The sequence below is a fragment of the Legionella quinlivanii genome (assembly GCF_900461555.1).
GTDB classification, from domain to species: domain Bacteria; phylum Pseudomonadota; class Gammaproteobacteria; order Legionellales; family Legionellaceae; genus Legionella_C; species Legionella_C quinlivanii.
This window is the reverse complement of sequence record NZ_UGOX01000001.1, coordinates 174,554-196,771: the sequence shown is the minus strand read 5'-3', so window position 1 is coordinate 196,771 and position 22,218 is coordinate 174,554. Positions and strand designations below refer to the sequence as shown.

Below are 22,218 nucleotides of genomic sequence, written 5' to 3'. Positions count from 1 at the left end.
AAAATTGTTTGCCCTTCATTTTTCCAAAAAAAAGGACGATTTTTCAAGTCATTTCTTTCATGTTAAGATGCTTGTTTTAATCAAGAAAGGTTAAAGGATGACCCTCATCAATACAAGAGATTACACCGGCTATTCAGAAAGTAGTCTGGAAGAAGCCATTGCCCAGGCGCTCGCCAAGTCAGGCAAGGATCAAGATCAGGTCAAAATCATTGAAACCCGAAGCGCTCAGCCTCAGGATAACAAGCGCTATTATCAGGCGACCTTGTCTGCATTTAGCGAATAATTGATAAGAAAGCCGGCCCTTTCTTAAACAGGAGTGAAAAAATGGATACTTCCATTGGGCATTTTATTAATGGCAAAATAACCATTAACGACAGTAAAAACACGCAGCAGGTTTATAATCCAGCTCTCGGCGAAATCATTGCTGAAGTCCATTTTGCAGATGAACAGGTTTGTGAACAAGCTATTTCCGCCGCTGAGAAGGCAGGCAGCGCCTGGGCTGAAACACCTCCGCTCAAACGGGCCCGCGTTTTTTTCAAATTTCGCGAGCTGCTTGAAAAAAATCAGAATGAATTAGCTGCGATCGTAAATCGGGAGCATGGCAAAACCATCGATGATGCGAAGGGTTCTATTGCCCGGGCCATTGAGGTCGTTGAGTTTCACTGCGGGCTGGTCAGCCATTTGCAAGGCCAGTTTTCCGCTGAGGTTTCCTCAGGAATTGATAGCCATACTCTCTATCAGCCACTGGGAATCTGCGCCGGTGTTTCACCTTTCAATTTTCCGGTTATGGTTCCCGTATGGATGATGATCCCGGCGATTGCCTGCGGAAATACGTTTTTATTAAAACCCTCAGAGCAAGATCCCTCTGCACCACTTCGCCTTCTGGAATTACTTGACGATGCCGGGCTGCCTCCGGGAGTAGCCAATTGCATTCAGGGTAATAAGGATACCGTGGACTATCTGCTTCGGCATCCCAAAATCAAAGCGTTCACTGCAGTCGCTTCGACTCCAGTCGCCGAATACATTTATACAGAAGCCTGTGCGCATGGCAAGCGCGCGCATACCTTCGGCGGTGCCAAGAATCACTGCGTCATTATGCCAGACGCAGATTTCGCCCAGGCGGCTCAGGCAGTCACCGGAGCTGCCTATGGCTCAGCCGGGGAACGCTGTATGGCTATTTCGGCTGTAGTTGCTGTAGGCGATGAAACAGCTGATCGTTTCATCAATGAAATAAATCCACTGATTAGAGCCATCAAAGTGGATGCCGGCGATGCGGCAGGCTGCGATATGGGACCTCTGATTAGTAAAGCCCATAAAGAACGTGTTGTTGAGGCTATTTCGAATGGCGTTGAGGAAGGCGCCAGGCTCTTGATAGACGGACGCTCATTTACCCATCCAGAGCATCCTCAGGGATTCTTTGTCGGGCCGACCTTATTTGATCATGTCACTGAATCCATGAGTATCTACCAGAAAGAAATTTTTGGCCCGGTGCTCATTGTACTCCGTGTGAACAGCTTTGATGAAGCCCTGGCTCTGGTTAACCGTAATCAATATGGTAATGGTACCGCCATCTTTACCCGTGATGGCTATACCGCCCGAAGATACAGTCAGGAAGTTCAGGTCGGCATGGTCGGCGTTAATATTCCGATTCCTGTTCCTATCGTTAATCATCCTTTTGGCGGCTGGAAGCATTCTTCTTTTGGCAATACCAATATGCATGCTCTGGAAAGCATTCATTTTTATACTCACCGTAAAACGGTGACCAGCAAATGGCCTTTAACCAATCTGAAGCAAAATGCGTTTGTAATGCCGACTCACGATTAATTGCAAGAGAATAAGGAGAGGCCGCATGGCAAAAATTGGATTTGTTGGATTAGGCCATATGGGATTGCCAATGGCTATTAATCTGGTAAAAGCGGGTCATGACGTGACTGGCTTTGATTTACAGGCAAGCGCTCTTGAAGCCCTGATTGCGGCGGGCGGTTATGCTGCCAGTAAACTTCATGACACCGCCAGAGATAATGAAGTGATTATTACCATGCTGCAATCAGGCTCGCAGGTCGAGCAGGTTTGTCTGGGTGAAGACGGTCTATATGCGACAGCCAGACATGCCATCCATATCGACTGCTCGTCAATTGATGTACAGACCAGCAGGAAGCTCCATCAGCTGGCTGCTGATAAACTGCTGCTGTCTCTCGATGCGCCAGTCTCTGGCGGCGTTGCCGGGGCAAAAGCGGGTACGCTGACATTCATGGTGGGCGGCAGGGAATATGCTCTGGATAAAGCCAGAACCGTGCTGAACAGCATGGGGAAACGGATTATTTATGCTGGAAACGCGGGAAGCGGTCAGGCGGCAAAAATCTGCAATAATATGATTCTTGGAGCCACCATGATTGCGGTTTCAGAAGCGTTTAATCTCGGTCAGGCCTTGGGCCTGTCGGCTGAAAAACTCCATGAAGTGGTTAATTCCTCGTCAGGCCAATGTTGGGTCACTTCAAAATATATGCCGGTGCCGGATGTTATACCCGATGTCCCTGCCAATAATAATTACCACCCCGGGTTTACAGTGGCCATGATGTTGAAAGATTTAATGCTGAGTCAAAAAGCGGCCACCATGACTGGAGTGCATACTCCTATCACCGGAAGAGCAGCCTTGCTCTACCAGCAGTTTAGCGAAGCTGGATTTAGCGAGCTTGATTTTTCTGCCATTATTAAGGCATTGAACGCATAAGGTTTTTTATGAACAGTCATTCAGGCGCTCCTTCGTTTACAGAGGACTTCTGGTCTTCAGTTGCCAATAAACAGATTAGTTGGTATGCCCCCTGGAAATCAGTTAAACAGGGTGATTTCAGGCAAGGATCTATCCAATGGTTTGTCGATGGCAAATTGAATGTATGTTTCAATTGCGTCGACCGGCATTTGCCTCACCGTGCTGAAAAACCGGCAATTATTTGGGAGGGTGATGAAGAACATGAGCAACGGATTCTAAGCTTTGCCGCCTTGCATGAGGAAGTATGCCGTATGGCAAATGCCTTGAAGAAGCTGGGCATTCATAAAGGTGATACGGTCGCTATTTATTTACCTATGATACCGGAAGCTGCCATTGCAATGCTCGCTTGTGCTCGCATTGGGGCAATCCATACTGTCGTCTTCGCCGGATTTTCTGCCCATGCACTGCGGCAAAGAATTCAGGCGGCGGCTTGTAAATTATTGATTACCGCTGATGGCTATCAGCGTGGCGGTAAATTTTATGCCTTAAAAGAGCAGGCGGATGAAGCCAGTGCAAACCTCGCACTAAAAACTATGATTATACGCTCTACCCATCGCGCGATTGATTTTAACCCGGCTGTTAACTTTTACTGGGATGAACTGCGTGAGCAAGTGAGCAATGATTGCCCGCCGGAATGGATGGATGCTGAGGATCCGCTGTTTATTCTTTATACCTCCGGAAGCACCGGACAACCTAAAGGACTAGTACATACCAGCGGCGGCTATATCGTACAGACTACTTATAGCCACCAACTGGTCTTTGGATGCAAGGAAGAGGATGTCTTCTGGTGTACTGCTGATGTCGGGTGGATTACCGGTCATAGCTATGTCGTTTATGGCCCTTTGGGAAATGGCACCACAACACTGATGTATGCCGGCATCCCCAATTGGCCCAATCCATCACGCTGCTGGAAGATTATCGATAAATACAAGGTCAATGTATTCTATACGGCACCTACCGCTTTAAGAGCCCTAAAACGGGCTGGCGATGAATGGCTAAATGACAGCTCCAGAACATCGCTACGCCTGCTAGGAACAGTAGGCGAACCCATTAACCCGGAAGTATGGGAGTGGTACTATCAGCAGGTCGGCGCCGAGCGTTGTCCGGTAGTAGACACCTGGTGGCAAACCGAAACCGGCGCTATCATGATAAGCGAACAACCGCCCTATCATCATCAAAAACCGGGGTCTGCCTCCCAACCTTTGCCAGGTATTTTTCCCATACTGCTCAGTGATGAAGACGAAGAACTGCATGGAGCCGCACAGGGGACACTGGCTATAAAATTCCCATGGCCGTCAATGGCGAGAACTATTCAGGGGGATCATGAACGTTACCGCAAAACCTATTTCAGAGGCGATTACTATATTACTGGAGACGGCGCCAGACGAGACGAAGAAGGAAACTTCTGGCTTTTGGGAAGAATAGACGATGTATTGAATGTTTCTGGCCATCGCCTGGGCACTGCGGAAATTGAAAGTGCGCTGGTGTTACACCCAGCAGTTGCCGAAGCCGCTGTGGTCGGCATCCCTCATCCTATTAAAGGAGAGGGCGTACTAGCCTTTGTCAGTTTAAAGACCGGTTATCAGGCAGAACCCTCATTAAAACAGGATTTGATGAGATTAGTAATTGACGAAATTGGCGCCATTGCCAAACCGGAAAATATTCTATTGGTTACCGACTTACCTAAAACGCGATCCGGGAAAATAATGCGCCGCATCCTTCGACTGATTGCCGCGGGAAAAGCGACATCCATTAGCGATCTGGGTGATATTTCGACGCTTTCTAACCCGCAGGTGGTTGAGGAACTGTTAAGAATAAAGATTGAGTAGTCAAATAGTCTGATGGCGCTGCCTTAAGCATATTTACCTACTTCCCTCGGCTTGTCCCTGAGAGATGGCCACAAAACTTAAACGTAACACATTGATTTATAATTATAATGTTAAACCCTACGCACCCCGCTTTATGCCTGAGGGCTCCCCTCATAAATAGGGATATTAAAAAGTGGCAGTGCATGAAGATATATGATCAAATAGTTTTGCGAACAATTTTGATTAGGATATCTCATGCACATAAAGCGATTTTTACACAATTTGCTATCAAGTACTATCCATGGAAAACGATTTAATACTCTTAATTTATTTATCAATGCCTTACTCAGGGAAAAAAAGCTGTCGTTAACTCAGTTGGGGCGAGCATTAAAAAATAAGGCTCAAGAAAAGAATAATATTAAACGCTGTGATCGTTTTTTAGGGAATAAAAACCTGCATGGAGAGCGATTCTCGATATACCAAAAAACAGCCCATAGGTTAATTGGAACAAATAGTCGTCCTATTATCCTGGTAGATTGGAGCCATGTTCCTAATACAACGCATTATTTGCTTAGAGCCTCATTAGTCGCTAAAGGCCGTGCGTTATCAGTCTATGAAGAGGTATTTCCTCGCCAATATGAAAATAGTGACAAAGCGCATCACTTATTTTTACAGAATTTAAAGCAAGTTCTGCCTGAGACAAGTCTCCCGATATTAGTTACGGATGCTGGTTTTTATAATTCATGGTTTCGGTTGGTGTTAAAACAAGGTTGGGACTATGTTGGCCGTATCCGGGGTAATATATGTTATCGATTGGATACCCATACTTACTGGGAATATTATTGTGATTCAAAGGAAAAGGCGACCGAACAAGGACAATCTCTGGGGTGGGGCATTGTCTCTAAAACAGACCCAATAGAAACATTTCTTTATTTAATAAAGCTATCCGGAAAAAAACGTACACGTTTTAATAAGTACAAAAAGAAAGCGCAAAGCAAGAAAGACAAGGTGTATTCAAAATCAGCCAATGAACCTTGGCTTTTAGCAAGTTCATTAAACAATACAGAAACATCGTTTAACCCTTTTTCAATCTATTTCAAACGCATGCAAATAGAGCAGAATTTTCGAGATTTGAAGTCATCTCAATATGGCTTTAGCTTTGAACATGCTTACTCAAAATCAATAGAGCGAATTCAAGTGTTACTAATGATTGCTATGTTGGCTACTTTAATTGCTTATTTAACCGGCTTCGTTGCTGAAAACAAGCGATGGCATCTCTCTTTTCAAGCCAACACATCCCAAAAAAAACGAGTGCTTTCTTTGTTCTATCTCGGCTGTCGAATCATACAAAGGAAATTTAAACATAGAATTGATTATGATAAAGCCGTCGAGGCCCTGCAAATAGAGATACTAGTTGCAGGGAGAGAATTATGAGGGGATCCCTCAGGCTTTATGCGGGGTATCCAGGCAATGCGTCTGATTGGCAAAAGCATTTAAAACTCACTACCATTGTTATGGATACCCCGCATAAAGCGGGGTACGTAGGCTCTTATAGGGGGCATGTAGGCTCTTATAGGATGGTTAAATTTTGTGACCATCTCTCAGGGACAAGCCGAGGGACGTAGGGCTAGGGGTTAAAACCTTAAAGCAGCGCCATTGAGTGATAATCCGGGTTGTCGCATGGTCTTTACATGCCTAGCTTGATTTTGTCCATATCAGATTCGTCTTCTATATCCATCTCAGACTCATTCTCTTCAGCATCATCAATTTCTTCCAGTTGCGGGGGCATTTCTTCAGGTTTTACAAAGGCGCCGCTATAAAATAGCGCAGATGCAGGTTGGGTCAAAGTGAACTGACTTTTCTCATTTGCAGGCTTCCCGATTAAATGCTCAGAAAATTGCGCAATTAGCTCATTCAATTGTAGCTTGTTGAGTGCTCGCAAACGAACAGGATCCCAATTATGACGCTCGAGCGTACGTATTACATCTTCAGTAAGACAAGTTGCAATGAACGGGGTCTTAAGTTCATGGGCTGGCAGCGTCACCATGAATTTTAAACAGTGGATTGCCCAGGATACCGCTTGAGATGGGTTAGCATAATATCCCAGCAATGCATAACCCGCCACCTGACGCAAAGCGAGGGGATGCCCGAGCTCAGCGGCTGTCTGTAAATACTGTCCATCACCTTTACCCAGAAACGGGTAGCCTTTTTGCAGATCGGCAAGTATATAATAGACATCAGCCGTTCTGGCTTTTTCTCCTAGTTTAGTAAGAAGAGACGCCAGCTTATTGCGCATAGCATCCGGTTGCTCTTGCTTGCAAAGTTCCTCCAGGCGCCTGACCAGATTATAAAAAGATAGTGCATCATTTTCAGGAAGTTCGTCGATTGCCTTCTCCAGCAGCAGTCTCTCCTCATCAGCAGAGAAAAGCTTTACAGGTACAGGCCTGAAAAAACTTGAAATCATTCTTTACTCAGGAATTTAAAACTGAACTCATTTTATACTTAGTGAATATCTTTTTTCAATACTATTAATACCAGGGCTACAAGAGGTAATCATTGAACCAGCTATTAGCCAAATGCGAGACTTCTTCAAGCTTACCTGATTCCTCGAATAAATGATTCGCACCGGCAATAATTTGCAGCTCAGCATGAGAATTCATTTTCATTTTGGCATCCTGGTTAAACTTAATCACCCTACTATCATAACCGCCCACGATTAAAAGAGTGGGCGCTTTTAAATCCTGTAAATAAGCCAAAGCCAAATCAGGCCTTCCTCCTCTGGACACAATGGCTTTGACCTGATCCGGATCGCGAACAGCCGCTTCTATTGCAGCCCCTGCGCCAGTGCTTGCACCGAAATAACCAATACCAGAAGGCATGGGTTCCAAAGTCTGCTGACACCAGTGCTTGGCATCGATCAAACGTGAAGCAAGCAGGGAAATATTGAAGCGGATTTCGCGGGTAAAACTATCGATCGCCTCTTCTTTTGGCGTCAGGAGATCAAAGAGTAACGTCGCATGCCCCATATTGTTCAGAGAACGGGCAACAAAATGGTTGCGGCTGCTTAAGCGGCTGCTTCCGCTCCCGTGGGCAAAAAGTACAATACTTTTTGCCGATTCCGGTATGAATAGAAGGCCATCCAGACAGGCATTGCCACTGGGGATACGAATAGTATGCATTTTGTTTCTGAGAAAATTATTCATGCGCTTTCACAATGCCAGGCCCATATGTTTAATAGTAGACAAGTGCGATCAATTGTGGTGAATATTTATTCAATTAGTCGTGATATTTGCCCAAACCATTGAATTGTAAAGGATGGGCAAATAGTATAAAATGCGTCCAGCTTGAATTGATAGAAGCAGAATATGTTATCTTCTTTTTTCCCCCCTGAAACGACAAGAAACCGCAAGGTCTATGTCCCTGTACCATTACACAACCTCTCTGAAAGCCAATCGGATGTGTCCATCGGACTTAAAACCGACTATGCGAGTTTCTCGGAAAAACAACTGACAGTAGCAATAAGCCTGGAAGAGGTTGCTGGTGTATTATCACGATATTGTTCATCGGTCAGGCGTCAGGTCGGTCTGGACCCGAGTGAAGCGGATAAAATTGTCAATCAAAATGGTATCACCATGTACTACATGATAGTCGAGGCCAACTTGAATGAACGCTATTTGTCTAAAGAAAAAGAATCAGCCTCTTTTGGCAAAGAAGGCTTTCATTTCATTGCCAAAGATAGCAAATTTTCTAAAGTTAACATCATTTCCCTGACACCAATGGTCAAATACAGTACACGTACTCCTCGTAATACACATGACATAACAAAACCGGAATCGCTCTGGCCGAAGGAAGTTAATGGGGAGTACATCACGATTTACAATCCAGTCTATGCTCCCTCGCAAAAAACCTTAAAACCGCCTCAGCCTGCTATTACCCCCAAGGCCTCAACTCGCCTGCGACCCGCTACGACATCTACTCGAACGCCGGCCCCTCAGGAAGTGAGAAAACAGCTCAGTCAGGATATTTTTAATTTTTCTGATAGAACCCCTGAGACATTCGCTCAGCTTGCTGAGCGTGTTGAGCAGCAGTTTAAACTATATGGCGCATCAGCTGAAACGCGGGCAGAACTCACCAGTCTGTTTGATCTACTGGCCACTAAAGCACAAAGCGCAGAAGAACATTTCAGACTTTCCCATTTACAGGCACAATATAAATATTTAGGCGATAAGGCGGTCTTGCAAGTTCAAAAGGCTGCACTACAGGGATACCCATTGGCTCTATGCCAGGTGGCTCATTATGCTCTGCAAGGACTTTACTCTGACAAAAAGAAATCAGTCACCTGGGCAATAAACTGCCTTGAGTTCCTGACCAAGCTCCCGACCAGTCATCACGCTGATGCTGGCAAACGTCTGGACTTCCTGCAAAGTTTGCGATGCGTATTGGAAGCTCATTCCCTTGATAAAGATAACCTTCCCAAAAGCGGTTCTTCCTTGAGTGCCTTGATTAGCAAATGCAAGCAGGGAGATAGTTGTTTCTTCTTAAAAGATCCCGCGTCCTTTTTGTTTTATAAGCATTCGTTTGCGGCGGGTGATCTGGACGTTCCTCCTCCCCTGGAAGATTGTGAAGAGAGTGTTGGTTTTAGATACAGTTAGAAGAATATTTATATATCAAATCAACCCTCACCCTAGCCCTCTCCCAACTTGGGAGAGGGGATTTTCTCTCAGAGAATTTCTCTTAATACTCTCTCCCCTCGGGGGAGAGAGTTAGAGAGAGGGGTTTTAAGAGGACTCGTTCTGAGGATCGGCCAGGCCATACCATTGATTTAATTGTTTAATCAACTCCTCTACCCCTTCTTTCTTAAGGCTGGAAAAAGTCTGAGCCGTGATCAGGTCAGGCATTAAATCGTATTGTTTTTTCACCTTCAGCAAGGTATTTCTGGCTTCGCTTTTGCTGATTTTATCCGATTTGGTCAGTAGGATATGCACGGGAAGCTCGCGATCCAGTGACCAGTTAATCATCATCTGATCGAGTTCTTTCAGAGGATGCCGGCAATCCATCAGCAATATCAAACCTCTCAGGCACTTACGAACTTCGAGATAATGCGCCAGATTTTTCTGCCAGTCCTGTTTAGTCTTTAAGTCCACTTTGGCAAAACCATAGCCCGGCAAATCGACCAAGCGACGCTCTTCATCCAGACTGAACAAATTAATCAGCTGGGTTCGTCCCGGGGTTTTACTGGTTCTCGCCAGTTGCCTGATGCCGGTTAAACAATTGAGCGCACTGGATTTGCCTGCATTGGAGCGGCCAGCGAATGCTACCTCGTAACCTTCATCGTCGGGTAACTGATTGACACGTGCGGCGCTTTTCAAAAAAACGGCCTGCTGATAGGGATTCTTTATCATCTTGTGAATTTCATTTTGGGATTTTTGCCGAGGCAGTGTAACATTATCCTATGCGATAGGGAATTTAAGTTCATTGCTCGTTAAATAGATACAGTGAACTTCTAAAAATCAGAATACTAGTCTTTGGTGCGATATGAAAAAAATAATCCTTGCTGCGATGCTGTTGGCTTTCTCCACTGGTTTTGCGGCTCCGGAATCCGAAGCTTCACAGAATCGGCCAGAAAAAATCAGCTTATGCTCTGCCTGTCATGGGGAAAATGGCAGCAGCAACAATCCGCTCTGGCCCAATCTTGGCGGCCAACATGCCGATTATTTATTGAAGCAGCTGCAGGATTACAAGGCGGGTAAAACCCGTGCCGATGCCAGTATGACCGGCATCGCGGCCACTCTGACCCCACAGGATATGGAGCTTCTATCCGCTTATTATGCAAAACAACCGGTAGCGCTTGGTAAAGTGCCTAAACGCTATGTAAAACGCGGAGAAGAACTGTACCGAGGCGGGGATTTCGATAAGCACATTACCGCATGCATCGCTTGCCACGGTCCACGGGGAACAGGCAATGGACAAGCCGGCTTTCCTCTCTTATCAGGACAGCATGCTGCCTATACGATTGCACAGCTGCAGGCTTTTAAAAACAAGAAACGCAGCAACGATATCAACCACATCATGCAGGATATCAGCAAGCGTATGAGCGATGAGGATATGGAAGCAGTGGCTTATTATATTCAAGGGCTGCACTAGAGGCTGTATTTATTTCCAATTGGAGCATTGGCCTGTTTCGGAGTACAATAGCAGCCATTGCTCCTTACTTTGATTAAATGCGAGAATTATTATGTTAAAAGCGCTTTTATTATCAATTCTGTTATTCCCCGTCATGGGCTTTGCAGAAGATTTTACCGCTGGAAAAGACTTTGAAGTACTTGAATCCGCTTCACCCAAAGCCAGCAGCCAGGTCAAAGTCACTGAATTTTTCAGCTACGGCTGCCCCTGGTGCTATCGTCTGGAACCTAATCTTGAAAAATGGGTGGCACAGCAAGGTAACACGATCAAATTTAACCGGGTTCCGGTGGTCTTCAAACCCGATTGGGGATTTTATGCCAAAGCCTACTACGCAAGCCATCTGCTAGGCTTAGGCGATAAGCTCAATCCGGTTTTATTCAAGACAATTCAAATTGATAAAACCCCATTAAATTCTAATGAGGCAATGATAAACTTCTTTATTTCTCAAGGAGTCGATAAGGATATTGCCGAAAGCGCATTCACGCATTCAACCACTATTGATATGAAAGTAGGCGAAAGCAATGGCTTAATGGCTAAATACCGGGTTAACGCAGTACCGGCATTAATCGTGAATGGCCAATATAAAATCGATTTGCAAATGGCAAAAAGCGAAGAGCGTTTGTTTAAAATCCTGGATTATCTGGTGGCCCAAACCAAGGCAGGGAAAACAGCCTGAGTTTAATTTGTAGCAGCCTGCGTACTAAGTACCAGGCTGTTCTTTAAGAGGAACAGCAGTGACTCCCTTGCAGTTCGCCGTCATCGGCAAGCCCATCACCCATAGCCTCTCGCCGGCTATTCACCAATCATTCGCAGCACAATTCGGAATAAATCTGGAATATCATCGGCTACTGGGCGATGAGCAACATTTCGCACAGCAAATCTCTAATTTTTTCAAGCGAAATGGGAATGGCATGAATGTCACTCTGCCATTTAAAGAGCATGCTTTTCAACTGGCTCAAGTAAGCACCGAGCGCTGCCAGAAAGCGCGATCAGCAAATACCTTATGGAAAAAACATAACCAGCTGCATGCCGATAATACAGATGGCATTGGTTTAATCAATGATTTAAAACGCCATCTTGTTTTAGACAGACTGAACGTTCTGATTCTGGGAGCAGGCGGGGCAGCACGCGGCATCATTTATCCCTTGCTTGAGCAGGGAATAAAGCAGCTGGCAGTTTATAACCGCAGCCCGGAAAGGCTAAAAGCATTAGCCAGTGATTTCCCAGATATCGATCCTCTTCAGCGGGGAGATTTGCGTACTGCTTTCGATCTCGTTATAAACGCAACGTCAAGCAGTACCTTGCAGGAAGCGATACCCCTTCCCGAGGTTTTATGGTCAGCAAAGCCCTTTTGCTATGATTTGTCCTATCAAAAAGAAGCGGATACTTCGTTTGTTTCTATGGCTAAGTCCAAAGATTGCCAGGCAATCGATGGATTGGGAATGCTGGTTGAACAAGCCGCGGAGGCCTTTTCGATTTGGCATGGAGTCAGACCGGATACACAGCCGGTACTGGAGATGCTGCGCGGCAACCAGGTTAAAATCCAATGACTGGAGTATTCAATCCTCAAAAAACTCCAGCACAATTTCCCTTGAAGCAAAGGTATCCTCGTAGCCCATTTTCCACAGTTCGCGAGTAAAGGGGCTTTCAAATAACAGGAAACTTAACAAGTCTCCTGAATGGCTTTTAGCCCCTAGCATGTTTAACATTAGGCGCAGTAGAGAAGGCATTGTATTATATTGGGCCTGTGCAATCGCACCGATATCAGTGCTCGGCCGCAAATGTAAGGTTTGCACCCCCCGCCAGGGCGCATTTCTTTTTTTCCACAGCGACAGCAGCTTGGAAATCTCATTCATTCGATTAACCATTTCTATATCACGATCAAGATTATCCAAAAACAGTCCATTGAGCATACTACCCAGAATCCTGGCAAAACCAATTTCGCCATTGTGTAATTTTTCATGATGAAAAACAGGCAATTGACGAGTTCCCAATATCAATATTTTTTCGGCCTTGAAACGAATCGCACCGCGTAAGGGCGAAACCAGCCCCATACTGCCATCGCCATAATGGAAATTATCGATACGAGTGGTTGGAAAAAACAGAGGTAAAGCGCTTGAGGCTAAAATATGCTCCATCTCAATCGTTGCAGGTTCACTGATATGACGTGGATAATGCCAGTCTTCAAATCCATCCGCATGAGTCTGATAAAAGGAAATCGTTTGCTGGGCATCGTAACAATAGGTAATAACTTCCATTGTACCCAAATGATTTTTAAGAATATTTTCCTTAAGAGTCGAGAAATTAATATTACTGCTGATAAACTCCCGCAAAGGGCTGGTATCCAACAAGTGACCAGATTGTCTTTGTTTGATTACCAGGTTACTGACATTGCGAAAAACGGATTTGCTCAGCGCATAATTACTGGCATTAAAGATCTGCTGGCAATAAATGTTGCTCCACAAATGTTCCAGCTTCTCTGCTGCTTCGAGAAAGTTTTGCGCATTTTCTGCCAGCACCGCCGCATTGATGCTGCCGACGCTAACGCCGCTCACCATCGCGAAAGGCAATTCTCTTACATTAAGGATTTCTGCAATTGCTTTAATCACTCCGGCCTGATAAGCGCCACGCGCACCGCCACCGGCCAGATAAAGGGCTACTTTTGCCATGTTCTTATTATTTATTGGTATCCTGCTAGGAATATAGAGGAGAGCATGCAATGATGGCAAGTAAGAACTTGAAATTTCTATCCTCAAATGAATTGGCATCATTTTTTGTTAATGATTACTTGCTATATTAAAGACAATAACGGGTAATTAATTATGAAAGAGAAAGAAACCGAAATCGAAACATCGACTAATCCCTGGCAGCAGAAGTTGAACAAGCTGCAGCGGATCAGAGAACCGCTTGGCATTACCCCGGTACCGCCCCGGAAAAAAGCCCTGGTACTGGAAGCTCTTAAGCGAATTCCTTTATTTTCCGGGTTTCTTCATAGTGTGGACGGCGCTGGAAATGCGTTTAGCAAACTGGCGATGGTTTCGGGCAATATTTCAGCTCCTGTGCAGAGTGCCAGCCGCGGATTTCAGATTGGCAACGCGGTTTTATCCGGAATTGATTTTATACGAATCCCGCTGATTTATCTGGCAGCCTATATGCTAGGTGAAAAACCTCCGATAAGCCTCTCCAAAAATGCCCGCCTCCTTTATTCGGCCGCTCTGCTTGGCCTGGCCATTACCGCACTGGCAATACCCCCCATTGCCCCAATCATCGCAATGACCGCAGCAGTGATGGCGCTAGGTCTTAGTTTTGTGACCTTGGGAAAGCATCTCCATTCAATCTACGCAGCAAAAAAAGAGATCGCATCGATTAATACAGCCATTGAACTCGAAGAACAAAATCTTAAGAATATTCAGGAGCAGGCTGAACTATTTGAGCGCAAACTCACGGCAGCTATCGATTCAGGGGATGAAGAGGCCGCCAAGCAGTTATCCCGCCATATTGATAAGCTGGATCAGGATTATGAAGCGGTTAAAAAATCGCTGCAGGGCTTGCACGATCGCCGATTTTCACGAGAAGAGAAGCTTAAACGGCTAGGAGGAATGGGGATTGTCGATAAGGTCGTCGGAATAGGTTTATCCTCTCTTGTTATCGCAGGAATGGTGTTAAGTCTGTTTTTTCCGCCGGCAGGTCTTGGTATTGTGGCAGGAAGCGCACTGGCGGGCGGGCTATATGTGTTAGGCCGAGTAGGCATTCCTCTGCTTAAACTGGGGTGGCAAAAAATAACCGGTAAAAATAACGCAGCCGAAGACAAGGCAGAAACACCTGATGATGACGATATAGAAAATGAAAAACAAGAGCTCCTGCAGGAGAGTAAGCGGGATCAGCTTGAATCGGCATCACAATTAACACAGACGCCTGACCTGCCTGATAATGAATCTTCACTCATCTTAAGCTCCACCTTACAAACCGAGTTGAGTCTTGAAGCCCCCAACTCGCCTGCTGTGTTAAAGCGCAAACTGGAGCACCTTCATTGGGTTGGAGAGATAGAGCAAGAGTTGGACAATGCAATCGAGCATTCCAATCAAAGGGATATATTAAAAATCTTTAATCAGATTGCAGTTCATCTCAATGAAAGCCCTGAAAAAATGAATAAAGACCAGGTTAGCGACTTATTGGAGGATTTTGATTGCATGGACTCTGCACTCAATTTGCTCAAGCAGGCAAAGCAGTCCATAATCGAAAACAAGCTGGATATAACTCCCCACGAGATCAAGGATTTCATGGGCTTTGCTCCATTAAAAACCGCTCTTGAAGAACGCAACTTCGATTTCCAGCCCCTTTCCGAGGCTCTTGAGCGGCAAAACTCTGGAGGCAGCGAGGGAGATCAGGATACCGAGCAGGAAGGGATGAAGGAAGAAGCCAAAAACGGCTATCATTAAACGGCAGTCCAGCATAAACAGCCCGGTTCCAGACTTTGCGAGGCGTATTGCAAACTCAGGTAAACTCGTATAGCTTAGATAGATGTGCGTTCAAACAGCGGTATGAAATACCGAACCCACTCACACAATTAATCTAGGCAAAGGACTGATCAACATGCTGAAACTGTTTCGGAAGCAACCCCGGGCTTTTCATATGATTTTCATGCTGGAGATTTGGGAGCGTTTTGGTTATTACACTGTACAGGGAATTTTAACACTTTATTTTATTCGCTTTTTAGGTTTTAACGAAACCGAGTCTTATTATACTTTTGGTGCGTTTTCTGCACTGGTTTATGGAATGGTCGCTTTTGGCGGCTTCCTGGGTGATAAGGTGCTCGGCACGAAGCGCACTATTATTCTCGGCCTGATTATTCTTTCTCTGGGCTATTTGTCATTAGCGCTTGCAGATAGCGAAACTGTTTTTCTGGCATTGGGGCTTGTTTGTGTGGGGAATGGGCTTTTCAAGGCCAACCCTTCCAGCCTGCTTGCGAAATGCTATACGGAAAATGATCCGCGCCTTCATGGCGCCTTCACACTTTATTACATGGCAATTAATTTAGGCTCAACGGTTGCCTTATTTATTGGACCTGTATTTGCCCATCGTTACGGTTATTCCTATGCCTACTTCGCAAGCTTCATAGGCCTGGTATTGGGGTTGGCTAATTATTTTTTTCAAAGAAAACATGTGGCGCACATCAATACACCAGCGGAGCTTAAACATATTCCGCTCTGGCAGTGGCTTACTATAGGGGCTAGCATTGTCGCTGCCACGTTAGCTTCCGCCTATCTTTTGCAGCATGTCAATATTGCCCAAGACTTGGTGTGGCTCGTAACTGCCCTGGTCGTGGGAATCTATTTTATTTATATGCGCCGCGAGCAAAAAGCCGGATTTATGCGCATGCTGGTGGCGTTTATTCTTATGCTGGAAGCTATTGTCTTTTTTACCCTTTATCAGCAAATGCCCACCTCTTTAAACTTGTTTGCCGTGAATAATGTCGTTCCCAGCCTCTTAGGACTAAGTATCGACCCTCAGAGCTTTCAGGCATTGAATCCCATCTGGATTATTATAATGAGCCCGGTGCTGGCAATGTGCTATGGCAAATTGCATCATCAGGGCATATCGTTTTCCATACCTTACAAATTTGCCCTGGGCATGCTCTGCTGTGGAGTCAGTTTCGGGCTCTTGTATTTTGCCCGCTTCGCGCATGATGGCAATGGCATTGTCTCATCCTGGTGGCTGATTATCAGTTATTTCTTCCAGAGCACTGGCGAACTACTGGTTTCTGCCTTGGGCGTGGCAATGGTTGCCGAACTTGTGCCTGCCGGAATCGCCGGCTTCGTGATGGGGATGTGGTTTCTTACTTCTTCGGTAGCGGGCTTTATCGGCGCATCGGTCGCCTCGCTGACCGCCTTGCCAGAACATGTCAAACCCGGAATAGCCTCCCTGGACATCTACACCAATGTGTTTGCTGGAATTGGCGTGGTGACTCTGGTCATTGGGGCGATTATGTGGCTTTTGGCAGGAAAGCTGAATCAGTTCATTCATCCTGGCCTAAGCAAGCCACAATCAGCTGCTGACCAGGGGGCGGGCCCTCAGAATTTAAATCTGTTGGAAACTCCTTAGCTGGTCTCTTATTAGGGCAATAGTGCATTGCCCTAGTATTCTTTTGTCAGAGAATCAGGTAGCTTTACTATTTGCATTAATCATCAAGGACAAATCATGCAAAACTTTATTAAATTTTCGTTACTCAGCAGTGCAATTATTTTTAGTTCAGCCTGCAGTATGAATTCAACAGATTATCTGGAAAACAGCACGCCTGTTCCAATGACAGCCGCACAAAAAACAACCGATGGAAAAATAATTGCCGGACTTATTGCATTAAATCAAAATGAAATTGCTGCAGGACAGCTCGCAGAAACAAAAGCAGTCAATCCTTCGGTCAGGAATTTCGGACAAATGATGGTGAGAGAACATGGTGCTAACCTGTCAACCACTGAAACAGTTGCACAACGCACAGGAATTACTCCAATCAACGGCCCTGTCGCTCAGACTTTAAAATACAAGGGAAGAATGGAGCTTGCCAAGCTAAAACGCCTGAATGGTCCTGCTTTCGACAAAGCCTATATAGCAGCAATGGTGAAGGGGCACGCCGAAGCTTTAAAGCTGATTGATAATAAATTAATGCAACAGGCTGTTAATCCGATGCTGCGCGCTCATTTGGAAAGAACACGCGCTCACGTAAGCCAGCACTTACAACAAGCGCAGGCAATTCAGCAATCACTTTAGAAAGCCTTTAAGCCTCACCCTGGCCTCTCCCAGCTGGGAGAGGTAATTTTGTTAGTTGCGCTATGCGAAGAAAATCCTCACTCCATCCTCTCTCCCTCAGGGAGAGAGTTAGAGAGAGGGATTGTAAATTAGAGTCTCTATCGATTTCCCGGTTTAAAATGAGTACAATACGGTCTTTTCCAATAGAAATGATTATCCATGCAAACCTTGCAAGCTACCTGGCAGAGACTGTCGACCTATAATCTGCCCCCCCTCTTTTTGATCGGCTTATTCTTTGTTGAACCCTTAAGTTCAACAGCAAAAAGTATCTTCCTGGGGCTGGCTGTTCTTTCAATTATTTTTACTCCTCATTATCGTGATAATCTGGCGGCTATATTTCGTAAACCCTGGAGTTTGCTTGCGTTATCCCTGTTTTCTTTGGCACTGGCGGCCAGTTTCTGGAGCCCTGCAAGCTGGGGAGAAAAATTGCTGGTCATTGAAAAATATAGTAAATTTGTCTACTTGCCTTTGTTAACCTTGGGATTTGTGGAAGCGGACACCCGCCGAAAAGCAGTACATGCCTTTCTGGCAGGAATGCTTTTAACCTGCATTTTATCCATTTTACAATCCAAAAATGTCATTCCGGGCGGCAAGGTTAATGCCGATGCGGTTTTCCGTAACCATATTATGACCGGCATTATGATGTCTTTTGCGGCCTATCTATCCGCTTATTACTTTTTTCAGCGCAAGACCACAGGCCGCTATGCGTATGCCCTGATTTATCTGCTCTGCACTTACCAGGTACTTTTTATAAGCACAGGCCGCACAGGCTATGTCATTTATTTTCTTTTGATGATGACCCTTGCCTGCCAGCTTTTTAGCAGAAAACAAGCCCTGATAGCGATTACTCTGATTCTGGCATTATTTGCTGTATGTTATAAATTAAGCCCGGCAATGAATTTCGGGATTCACCAGGTGAAAGCGGAGCTTGATTATTACCACGCTTATAAAGATACGTCGGTAGGTTATCGCTTACAGTTTCATAACTTCGCTAAACAGTTATTCAAACAACATCCCTTGTTTGGTAATGGAACTGCAAGCTTTACCTATCAATTCAAAATGCATAAACCAGTGCCCTCCTGGGATCGGCGGTTACTGGAACCCCACAGCCAATACTGGCTGATCGCCGTTGAATTCGGCTTGACAGGTATTCTACTGTTTGCTGCCTTTTATCTGGGACTGCTTAGTGCCGCCAATCGTTTAAAAGAATATCGCTTCACGGCTTTAGCACTATTGCTTGTCTTTGCGGTAGGCAATGTCTCTGACTCTCTGCTTTTTTACTCAGGGTCGGGATACTTTTTTATTGCGTTTATGGCGCTTTGTCTGGGAGAGTCTTTGCAAAATAAGGGCCAGAAGGAGATTACTCATTAAGGGATTTTTCCTATAAATCCTCTCTCCCCTCAGGGGAGAGAGTTAGAGAGAGGGGTTTAAAATCAACCCTCACCCTAGCCCTCTCCCAAACTTGGGAGAGGGGATTTTCTCTTACGTTTAGGCACGCCCACGCTGGCGCATGAATAACAAACAATTCCTTAACTTAATGGCAATGACCTTGCCCTCTCCCAACTTGGGAGGGGATTTTCTTATTGGTGAATTACATAATTAACATAAATAAAGCCATTCCAATCATCATTAAATTTTCAGTGAGCGAAATAAACCCCAAAGGGACCTTACTGTCGCCTCCCACACAGGCACACTTAAGTTCTCGCTTGTCGATATATACCGCTTTAAATACTGAAACAGCCCCTACAGTTCCAATAAATAATGCAATTGGAACAGAAAGCCAGTTTAAGGCGCCCGCAATCATTAATATCCCTGCCAGGCCCTCTGCAAATGGGTAAATATAGCTGTAAGGAACCCAGCGCTTGGCTAGCAGATCATAGTTTAAAAACATGGTGGAGAAGCTTTCGATATTCTGTAGTTTTAACAAAGCAAGGACTGACATGCTAAAAGCGATAAACCAGCCTAAGGCATGTGGCGTAAACGGATTAGTAAAGCTAGCGTAACTCATTGCCATTGCCATGAGTGCCGTCACGGCGAAAAGTGCAATAACAGGGCGATAGCTTTTTTCCTTTGGATCTCTTATTTTCTTTCCAAAATATACCCGTAAATCGTCATAACCACCTATTCGCTTACCATTAATGAACGTTTGGGGCGTGGTACTTACATTATGTTTGAGCTTAAATGCATCGACCTGCTCACGCGTTGTTAAATAATTGTCTTCTACTTCATAGCCTTGACGCTTTAATAGATCTTTCGCTTTAAGGCCATACGGGCAGACATGCTGTTCCATGACCATGCGATACAAAACCGCTTTTTTAATTGGACTATTATTCATTCCTGCCCTTGTTTGATTATGCTCTGTAATTAGTAATATAGAGTACGCAATCACAGTACGGAGTCAAGTCAGATGCAGAAGGGGGGTTTTTACCGCGGAATCAAGTGCCTCCAGGCGCAGGCGTAATCATAGGGTCATCTGAGAGTTCCCCTGCTTTCAGATTTTCAAGAATTGCTTTCTTTTGCTGAAATAAGAGGTTTTGCGTGGTTTGTGATAGATCGACAGCAGCTTGCTGTGTTTTACTAAAGAAAAGCGAACGTCCTGCAACCCCTCCGCCAAAGGCGGCAGCACTGCCAAAAAACAATGCGGCTACTCCCATGGCAATAGCCGTCCCCAAGCCTGCGCCTTTGACGGCACCGACCACACCGCCAACACTCGCTCCAGCGAGTCCTCCAGCCACATTCCCTACCAGAGTACCGACCAGCGCCCCGGTCACCAAACCGACAGCCGCACCGATAAGAGCTCCCAATAAAGCCCCCACTAATACACTGGCTGCGATGGCAAATTGCTGTTTACCGCTGGGTTTGATGGTTTCCTTCTCAAACTTCTTCACTGAGTCAATGAATTCGTCAATAGCTGCGAGGCGCACTTCGGGGGCCAGACGAGAATCGTTGACTCGGTCATACTGTACCCTGAAAGCCGACATTAACTTTGCGGTCTCTGCAACGATTTCACCAATGCGTTTTGACTCACCTTTGAGATTATCTTTAAAATAAGCATTACATAACCGACTATGAAGAACAGATTTAAATTCATCCAATCGGGTGCCAATGACCAGTAGCTGCTCCTGGGTCTGCGTATTCTTCTGCGTCCAGATTTCACTGGGCAGCATCAGTTCATCAATCTGTTGCAGGGCGATAAACAACTCTTCATTTTCCTGCCATATATTTTGGTAGAAGGCATATAAGATCTGATCACGCTTTAATGGCAGACGACTGACATCTGGTTGCAGAATATTGAGCAAATTAACCTGCTCGGAGCGTTGTAAACGGCAGAAGTGATTTAAAAACAGAGTCTTTGCATGCTCCTGCTTTGAAATCATATCCTCTAAAACAAACGTTTTTATTGAATCGCCTAATGCGGGCAGATTGGTCCTGGCATCTCTTGGTACAGGAGCCCCAACCCGTTTGGCAAATGAAATCAAAATCTCAGGCTTATCTTTATAGATATCTATCGCCCGGTCAATTTCGGCTGTAATTTTATCACTCAATCTGTTTTTATGGATCGTGGAGAATCGAGCTAAAACATGAAAAAATTCATTGCCTTCCGTCAGAGCGACTGGCAGTTTTTTATGATAAGCGGGCGGCCCATAACGTGAGGGACGATAACGGATAAGATCCAGAAGCTTATTAACATGGATTTTTCCATCCAAATGCCGATTAAGCAAACGAAAATCACCCAGAGACCCGCCAAAGTCAATATGTGCGGCGCGTGTATTATTTCTTGCTGGAATAATAAAAGGTTTGCCATTCGTTTCGACACAGTATTCAAGGACTTTATCTGAAACCGTTTCAAGATTAGGTATGCCGTCAACTGGCTGTAGCTCCTCGGCCTCAGCATTATATTGATGGACCTGTTGCTTATAATAAGTCTGAGAGCCAATTTTGACTGGTTCATAGCTTTTGGAGTTATCGGGAACTTTTGTCCAGAGTACGAACCCTTCATAGCGGCCATTCGTAATAATAGGGAGATAATTTTCCGAACCTGAACGTTTTATGGGAACAGCGCCGATATTTTCGTAATGCAAATCAGGATCGTCTGGAATAGCTCTTAAAGCAAGGCCTACCGTTAAATCACGATAACGGCCCGACTGAATCATGACATCGATGGCTTCATCGTGCTGAAAATAGGAAGGACGCTGATTGGGTAAGACCTCCCAATTAGGCACCTGGGCTCTTAGCGGCTTATCTGTAGGCAAATTATAGGCAAGATGAGCATCTAAAAATAAATCACGGTATCCGGTGAATACGTTTGATGCGATGTACACGCCCTCATTCCGGGTCGGAACATAATCCACATTGGCAATAATGTCTGGATTTTCGCCGGTTTCCTCTGCAATGAAGCGCATTAGCTGGCTGGCAAATACTTCACAGATATTCTTGTCTTCCTGTGGGTCTTTTTTTAAATACACTAAGACGTCTTGCTGCTCTTCTGATTTAACCTGGTATAAGCCGCCATGTTTACCGCCGTCATTGGCACCGCCGCTTTTTCCACTGAGAAAACGCCAGTTTTGCAATAGATATGAAAAGCTCGACTGCTCTTTGTCATAACCATCAAAAACGGGCAATATAGGAGGCATAATAAGGACAAACCTTTGA

The 22,218-nt window shown here is 45.2% G+C and carries 19 protein-coding genes; 13 read left to right on the top strand and 6 right to left on the bottom strand.

Features of this window, described 5'->3' with window-relative positions; genetic code table 11:
* Positions 1-97: 97 nt before the first annotated feature.
* From DYH61_RS00875 to DYH61_RS00855, 5 genes are all read left to right on the top strand, one after another.
* Entirely contained in the window at positions 98-283 is a 186-nt protein-coding gene (locus tag DYH61_RS00875) for a hypothetical protein (protein ID WP_058509049.1), read from the top strand.
* Positions 284-324: 41 nt separating this feature from the next.
* Positions 325-1,824 carry a CoA-acylating methylmalonate-semialdehyde dehydrogenase gene (locus DYH61_RS00870; protein WP_058509050.1) on the top strand — a complete coding sequence of 500 codons (1,500 nt, stop codon included), beginning with the start codon at positions 325-327 and terminating at the stop codon, positions 1,822-1,824.
* A gap of 25 nt (positions 1,825-1,849) precedes the next feature.
* Positions 1,850-2,731 carry a 3-hydroxyisobutyrate dehydrogenase gene (gene mmsB, locus DYH61_RS00865; RefSeq protein ID WP_058509051.1) on the top strand — a complete coding sequence of 294 codons (882 nt, stop codon included), beginning with the start codon at positions 1,850-1,852 and terminating at the stop codon, positions 2,729-2,731.
* 8 nt (positions 2,732-2,739) lie between these two features.
* Positions 2,740-4,599 (top strand): acetate--CoA ligase, encoded by a 1,860-nt coding sequence (gene acs, locus DYH61_RS00860; RefSeq protein ID WP_058509052.1) that lies wholly within the window; start codon positions 2,740-2,742, stop codon positions 4,597-4,599.
* 234 nt (positions 4,600-4,833) lie between these two features.
* Positions 4,834-6,012, top strand: coding sequence for an IS4 family transposase (locus tag DYH61_RS00855; protein ID WP_115343291.1), 1,179 nt, complete (start codon positions 4,834-4,836; stop codon positions 6,010-6,012).
* 253 nt (positions 6,013-6,265) lie between these two features.
* Here the strand turns inward: DYH61_RS00855 and DYH61_RS00845 are convergent, their stop codons facing one another.
* Entirely contained in the window at positions 6,266-7,042 is a 777-nt protein-coding gene (locus DYH61_RS00845) for a hypothetical protein (RefSeq protein WP_058506766.1), read from the bottom strand.
* 76 nt (positions 7,043-7,118) lie between these two features.
* Positions 7,119-7,781, bottom strand: a complete 663-nt coding sequence (locus DYH61_RS00840) for a dienelactone hydrolase family protein (RefSeq protein WP_058506767.1) — start codon at positions 7,779-7,781, stop codon at positions 7,119-7,121.
* 162 nt (positions 7,782-7,943) lie between these two features.
* Between DYH61_RS00840 and DYH61_RS00835 the strand changes: the two genes are divergently transcribed.
* Positions 7,944-9,230 carry a hypothetical protein gene (locus DYH61_RS00835; protein WP_058506768.1) on the top strand — a complete coding sequence of 429 codons (1,287 nt, stop codon included), beginning with the start codon at positions 7,944-7,946 and terminating at the stop codon, positions 9,228-9,230.
* A 126-nt stretch (positions 9,231-9,356) separates the two neighbouring features.
* On the opposite strand, the gene yihA is transcribed toward DYH61_RS00835, so the two are convergent.
* The gene (yihA, locus tag DYH61_RS00830; RefSeq protein WP_058506769.1) at positions 9,357-9,980 is read right to left on the bottom strand and encodes a ribosome biogenesis GTP-binding protein YihA/YsxC; all 624 of its coding nucleotides are present in this window, start codon (positions 9,978-9,980) and stop codon (positions 9,357-9,359) included.
* A gap of 133 nt (positions 9,981-10,113) precedes the next feature.
* Here yihA and DYH61_RS00825 point away from each other — a divergent pair, with 133 nt between their 5' ends.
* The 3 genes from DYH61_RS00825 (at position 10,114) to aroE (ending at position 12,311) form a co-directional block, all read left to right on the top strand.
* The gene (locus DYH61_RS00825) at positions 10,114-10,722 is read left to right on the top strand and encodes a c-type cytochrome (protein WP_058506770.1); all 609 of its coding nucleotides are present in this window, start codon (positions 10,114-10,116) and stop codon (positions 10,720-10,722) included.
* A 91-nt stretch (positions 10,723-10,813) separates the two neighbouring features.
* Positions 10,814-11,437, top strand: a complete 624-nt coding sequence (locus tag DYH61_RS00820) for a thiol:disulfide interchange protein DsbA/DsbL (protein WP_058506771.1) — start codon at positions 10,814-10,816, stop codon at positions 11,435-11,437.
* Positions 11,438-11,495: 58 nt separating this feature from the next.
* Positions 11,496-12,311 (top strand): shikimate dehydrogenase, encoded by an 816-nt coding sequence (aroE, locus tag DYH61_RS00815; RefSeq protein WP_065236117.1) that lies wholly within the window; start codon positions 11,496-11,498, stop codon positions 12,309-12,311.
* A gap of 9 nt (positions 12,312-12,320) precedes the next feature.
* Here aroE and DYH61_RS00810 read toward each other — a convergent pair whose 3' ends face one another.
* Positions 12,321-13,430, bottom strand: a complete 1,110-nt coding sequence (locus DYH61_RS00810; protein WP_058506772.1) for a patatin-like phospholipase family protein — start codon at positions 13,428-13,430, stop codon at positions 12,321-12,323.
* Positions 13,431-13,583: 153 nt separating this feature from the next.
* On the opposite strand from DYH61_RS00810, the gene DYH61_RS00805 reads away from it, so the two are divergent.
* The 4 genes from DYH61_RS00805 to DYH61_RS00790 all read left to right on the top strand — a co-directional run bounded on the left by DYH61_RS00805 (position 13,584) and on the right by DYH61_RS00790 (position 18,936).
* Positions 13,584-15,200, top strand: coding sequence for a hypothetical protein (locus DYH61_RS00805; RefSeq protein ID WP_058506773.1), 1,617 nt, complete (start codon positions 13,584-13,586; stop codon positions 15,198-15,200).
* A gap of 154 nt (positions 15,201-15,354) precedes the next feature.
* Positions 15,355-16,863 carry an oligopeptide:H+ symporter gene (locus DYH61_RS00800; protein WP_058506774.1) on the top strand — a complete coding sequence of 503 codons (1,509 nt, stop codon included), beginning with the start codon at positions 15,355-15,357 and terminating at the stop codon, positions 16,861-16,863.
* Positions 16,864-16,959: 96 nt separating this feature from the next.
* Positions 16,960-17,526: a DUF4142 domain-containing protein gene (locus tag DYH61_RS00795; protein WP_058506775.1), complete on the top strand. Its 567-nt coding sequence runs from the start codon at positions 16,960-16,962 to the stop codon at positions 17,524-17,526.
* A 198-nt stretch (positions 17,527-17,724) separates the two neighbouring features.
* The gene (locus DYH61_RS00790; protein ID WP_058506776.1) at positions 17,725-18,936 is read left to right on the top strand and encodes an O-antigen ligase family protein; all 1,212 of its coding nucleotides are present in this window, start codon (positions 17,725-17,727) and stop codon (positions 18,934-18,936) included.
* A gap of 220 nt (positions 18,937-19,156) precedes the next feature.
* Here DYH61_RS00790 and DYH61_RS00785 read toward each other — a convergent pair whose 3' ends face one another.
* Together DYH61_RS00785 and DYH61_RS00780 are read right to left on the bottom strand one after the other, a co-directional pair.
* A complete protein-coding gene (locus DYH61_RS00785) occupies positions 19,157-19,900 on the bottom strand; it encodes a MauE/DoxX family redox-associated membrane protein (RefSeq protein WP_058506777.1) in 744 nt (247 codons plus the stop codon).
* Positions 19,901-20,000: 100 nt separating this feature from the next.
* A complete protein-coding gene (locus DYH61_RS00780) occupies positions 20,001-22,199 on the bottom strand; it encodes a glycine zipper family protein (RefSeq protein WP_065236118.1) in 2,199 nt (732 codons plus the stop codon).
* Positions 22,200-22,218 lie beyond the last annotated feature (19 nt).